Consider the following 4,463-nt stretch of genomic DNA (forward strand, 5'->3'; position numbering starts at 1 on the left):
ATTCAGAGTGGGGTACGCGCTCTGCTGAACTTCGCCCCGACGGCGCTGAAGGTGCCACCAGGAGTGGTGGTGCGCCATGTCTCCTTCTTGCAGGAGCTCGCAGTGCTCTCTTACCACCTGACTGAGACCGAAAAGCGAGGCAAGTGATGGGGGCGCGGGGTCGCCGCGTGCTAGTGTGGCTACTCCTGGCGCTGCTGGGGAGCCTGGCACTGGTGCTGGGAATACGGCTGCGGCCTGTGCCGAAAGTGACAATTCCCTCGCTCCCTCCCCAATCTCTGGTGGTGAGCTACCTTAAAGTCGGGCAAGGGGAAGCCTCCTGGGTGAAGACTCCCGACGGTCGCTTTCTGGTCATTGGTGCTGGGCCGCCGGGGGCCGGTGGGCATGTGGCGGAGTCGCTCGCTGCCGCAGGGGCGCAGCAAATTGATCTTCTCATTCTTCCTTACCCTTACAATGAGTCTCTCGGGGGGGCGCAGGAGCTAATCGCCCGTTTCCCGATCAAAGCGGCTCTGGAACTGGGCTGGGAGCAGGTCAACCAGCGCCAGCAGGAGACACGTGATGCACTCCTGAAGCGCCGTGTTCCGATCCAGATTGGACGTGCGGGTCAGGCATTCGAGCTCGGTCCGGGGGGGCGGCTTGATGTTCTTTTCCCCCACTTGCCTTTTGTCGCGCGTACCCCTGCTGCTGCCAATAATGCCCTGGTGCTTCGCCTGACCTGGGGAAATACCCATTTTCTCTGGGAGAGCGGCTTAGAAAGGGCCGGCGAGCAGGCATTATTGGCACTGGGACAGGAGCTCTCTGCCGATGTGCTTAGGGTTGCTCGCTTTGGCAATGCCGGTGCTTCTTCGCCCGAGCTGCTGCACTTGGTCGAGCCTCAGTTCGTGGTGGTGAGCGTCGACGATAAAACAGGAGCCCTGCCCGCGCTGTCTACACTGGAGCGCCTGAGAGCCACGGGCGCGACGGTTCTGCGGACCGATACACAGCCGCGCGACCTCTTTTTCTTCTCCGACGGTCAACAAGTGACTCAGGCGCTCTAGCGCAGCGCGGCCACGAACCGCTGGGTGATCTGGGCGGGGCGGGTGATTGCTCCCCCGACAATCACGGCAAAAGCTCCGGCGTCAAGCGCCCTGCGGGCATCGTCTGGGGAGTGGATACGCCCCTCGGCGAAGAGCGGTACGGGAAGATTTCTCGTGGCGAGCCGGGCGACAAGCTCCAGATCCGGGCCAAGGAGCTGAGGTGAACTCGGGGTGTAGCCTGAGAGCGTGGTCGAGATCGCATCCGCCCCTGCGTCTATGGCAGCCAGCGCCGATGCTTCACTATCAATATCGGCTAGGACAAGCCGACCGGTCTCGCGTTTAACTGCCTGGATCAGCTCCGCTGTCGAGCCTTCCGGGTGGGGGCGCAGGGTGGCATCGAGGGCGATAATCTCCGCTCCCGCCTCTGCCACCGCGACGGCCTCGCGCAGGCGCGGCGTGATGTAGACCTCCTCAAAGCCGGGCACCACGACCTTCCACAGCCCGAAGAGGGGAAGCTCGGGCACGGCATATTTGATGGCCGCGATGTCTAAAGGGGTATTGGCGCGAATCCCAACTGCCCCGCCGCGCTTCGCCGCGAGCGCGAGCTTTGCCATGATCTCCGAGCCAAAGAGCGGCTCCCCTTCGAGTGCCTGGCAGGAGACGATCAGCCCGCCTTGAAGCGGTGTAAAAATCTTGTCCACGGCGCTATTGTATCCCGTACGCTCTTTGTCTCCACTCGCACCACAATCAGCGCGACATCGTCGTAGAAGCGCCCGGCGGGTGCGGAGGCCAGGGCTAGGAGTGCGTCGGCAGCGGCATCCGCGCTCGCCGCGCTCCGCACGGCCTCGGTGATGGCGAGGGGATCGGCGTACTTGAAGAGGCCCTCGCTGGCAAGCAGAAGTGTACCAGGGCCAGAGAGTTTCAACTTAAACGGAACGGGCTCGGCGCTCCCCGATCCGAGAGTCGGCTTGCGTTTCTGGGCTTCGGTCAGGTCAAAGTGGCCGTCGGCGGTGATCCACCATGCTTCCGAACTACCCACCGAGGCCCCGATGATCTTCTGAGAAGTAAGGCACAGTGCGACCAGGGTGGTCTGGCCCGCATCCGGGTGGGCGACAAGCGCATCGTCGAGGGCTTTGAAAAATCCCCTCCAAAGCCGTTCCCCTTTTCGAGCCAGTTTCTCTGCCTCAAACTCTACTGTCTCCATAGCCAGTGAGGCCGCCTCACCGCCCCCACCCACGCCGCCGCCCCCACCCACGCCACCGGCTACGGCAAGCACAAGAGACTCTGTGAAGGTCGTCACCGCCACAGCTCGATCCTCTGATGCCTCCCGGTAGCTGGCCCGGCGTAGCGCAACCGAGTAGTTCGCAAGAGCAGCAAAAGAGAACATGGCTAGCGCTCGGGGCGACCCATTGCCTCGTTGGCGCTGGCTTCCAGAACAAGCGTGATTGGGGTGGGCTTCGTACCATGGGATGGCCCCATCTGTGGGTCTGCGAAACGGGCAATAGTGGTGGTCTTGCCAAAGGGGATCCGACGCGAGGCCTGAAGCGACTCCGTGACTTCACGGCGCGTGCCCCGTAGCCGAGCGGCCTGTGTGCTAAAGAGAAGCTGGACTTCGCCCGGACTGCCGTGGAGAGTCCCCTGAAGCTCACACATACCGCCACTGAGGCTGATACTCACCGGGGCTTTGTTTTCAAAAACAAGGCTCTTTTTCTCCAGTGCCTGGCGGCGCACGCCAGGGCCGAGCTTCACAAGAGTGAGGGTGAGCAAGTAGCGAAAAGGCTTCACATCGGCGAGCTGCGCCATCTGTGCCAGGAGCTCAATAGCCTCTTTTTCCCCTTGCACCGTGAGCCGCATTTTTTTATCATCGGGCAGGAGCGCACTGACTCCGTCCGGTTTTTTTAGTTCCGTGGTGAACTTTGAGGGCTTGAGATACTGAAACCGCAGCGTGCGGGTGACAACTTGGCGGCCCATTTAGAACTCCGCGCTCCCCGGCGTGCGGGGGAAGGGAATGACATCCCGAATGTTTTTCATTCCCGTTAGATAGAGTACGAGGCGCTCCAATCCCAGCCCGAAGCCCGCGTGGGGGGCGGAGCCGTACTTGCGCAGCTCCAAGTACCACCAGTAGACCTCCTCGGGCAGCTCCTGCTTGCGGATCTTGTCTACCAGCACCTCGTAGCGCTCCTCACGCTGGCTTCCCCCGATAATCTCTCCGATGCGCGGCGCAAGCACATCCATCGCTCGCACGGTTTTCTCATCGTCGTTGAGGCGCATGTAGAACGCCTTGATCTCTTTGGGATAGTCCGTGACAATCACAGGGCGCTGGAATACCTCGTCGGTGAGATAGCGCTCGTGCTCAGACTGAAGATCGCAGCCCCAGAAGATAGGAAACTCAAAGCTCTTGCTGGTGCTGGCTTTTTCTAGCAGCGCAACGGCCTCAGTGTAGGTGATCTGCGCAAACGTACTGGTCGCCACTTTCTCCAGAGTCGGCAAGACACTCTCATCAATGCGCTTTGTGAAGAACTCGAGGTCCGCGGCGCAGGTATCTAGGACATGCTGAATCACGTACTTGAGAAAAGCCTCCGCGAGCGCTTTATTGCCCTCAAGATCGCAGAAGGCCATCTCTGGCTCGATCATCCAGAACTCGGCTAAGTGGCGCGGGGTGTTGGAGTTCTCCGCACGAAACGTGGGGCCAAAGGTGTAGGCATTGGTGAAGGCCAGAGCGAAGATCTCGGCCTCTAGCTGCCCGGAGACCGTGAGATGGGCTTGCTTGCCAAAGAAATCCTCTTTGAAGTCAATTGCTTTTGTCTCGGTACGCGGCAGGTTCATCAGATCAAGGGTAGTGACACCAAACATCGCCCCGGCCCCTTCGGCATCGCTAGTGGTGATGATGGGGGTATGAACATAGAGAAAACCACGCTCCTGGAAGAACTTATGGATCGCCCACGACACGGCGTTGCGTACCCGAAAAACCGCGCCAAAGGTGTTGGAGCGCACGCGTAAGTGTGACTGCTCGCGGAGGAACTCAAACGTGTGGCGCTTGGGCTGGAGCGGGTAGGTTGTTGGGTCGGCAGTTCCCAGGACAGTGATCGTTTTTGCCTGAAGCTCGACACTCTGACCGGAGCCAGGAGACGCGACAAGCTCTCCCTCGATCACGAGGCAGGCTCCCGTAGAAACTCCCTCGGGCACGACACTCGGGTCCGCGACCACTTGGAGATCCGCGAAACACGAGCCGTCGGAGAGCTGGATAAACGAGACGCCCTTGCCAGAGCGGACGGTTTTTACCCAGCCCCGTGCGACGACAGCGCTGCCGACGGGCTGGGTGAAGAGATCACGAAGATACTGCCCAGGTTCTACCATGGGCTCAGGATACCATAATCAAAATCGGGCAGCGAAACTCGCGTCTCGCTGCCCGATTTATGGAGAGACGCCTCGCCTACGGCAGGACGTGTG

At 60.8% G+C, this 4,463-nt stretch carries 5 protein-coding genes; 1 reads left to right on the forward strand and 4 read right to left on the reverse strand.

The annotated features are described in order from the left end of the window. The first annotated feature begins 143 nt into the window (after nt 1–143). Entirely contained in the window at nt 144–1,034 is an 891-nt protein-coding gene (locus tag ACH2EH_RS12415) for a ComEC/Rec2 family competence protein (RefSeq protein WP_395142100.1), read from the forward strand. On the opposite strand, the gene ACH2EH_RS12420 is transcribed toward ACH2EH_RS12415, so the two are convergent. From ACH2EH_RS12420 to asnS, 4 genes are read right to left on the reverse strand one after another with little or no spacing between them, the layout of a single operon-like run. Continuing rightward, nucleotides 1,031–1,714 (reverse strand): N-acetylmannosamine-6-phosphate 2-epimerase, encoded by a 684-nt coding sequence (locus ACH2EH_RS12420; protein WP_395142102.1) that lies wholly within the window; start codon nt 1,712–1,714, stop codon nt 1,031–1,033. The genes ACH2EH_RS12415 and ACH2EH_RS12420 overlap by 4 nt on opposite strands. Further along, nucleotides 1,678–2,400 carry a SpoIIE family protein phosphatase gene (locus ACH2EH_RS12425; protein WP_395142104.1) on the reverse strand — a complete coding sequence of 241 codons (723 nt, stop codon included), beginning with the start codon at nt 2,398–2,400 and terminating at the stop codon, nt 1,678–1,680. Before ACH2EH_RS12425 ends, ACH2EH_RS12420 begins: the two co-directional genes overlap by 37 nt. A gap of 2 nt (nt 2,401–2,402) precedes the next feature. Beyond that, nucleotides 2,403–2,984: a hypothetical protein gene (locus ACH2EH_RS12430; RefSeq protein WP_395142106.1), complete on the reverse strand. Its 582-nt coding sequence runs from the start codon at nt 2,982–2,984 to the stop codon at nt 2,403–2,405. Further along, complete coding sequence (asnS, locus tag ACH2EH_RS12435) at nt 2,985–4,370, reverse strand: asparagine--tRNA ligase (protein WP_395142108.1); 1,386 nt, start codon at nt 4,368–4,370, stop codon at nt 2,985–2,987. Nucleotides 4,371–4,463 lie beyond the last annotated feature (93 nt).

Source organism: Armatimonas sp., from assembly GCF_043760365.1.
GTDB lineage: Bacteria > Armatimonadota > Armatimonadia > Armatimonadales > Armatimonadaceae > Armatimonas.

What these genes read in the sequence shown, in the direction of transcription:
- ACH2EH_RS12425 (WP_395142104.1), bottom strand. Translation starts at nt 2,400, where the DNA reads ATGTTCTCTTTTGCTGCTCTTGCGAACTACTCGGTTGCGCTACGCCGG.
- ACH2EH_RS12430 (WP_395142106.1), bottom strand. Translation starts at nt 2,984, where the DNA reads ATGGGCCGCCAAGTTGTCACCCGCACGCTGCGGTTTCAGTATCTCAAG.
- asnS (WP_395142108.1), bottom strand. Translation starts at nt 4,370, where the DNA reads ATGGTAGAACCTGGGCAGTATCTTCGTGATCTCTTCACCCAGCCCGTC.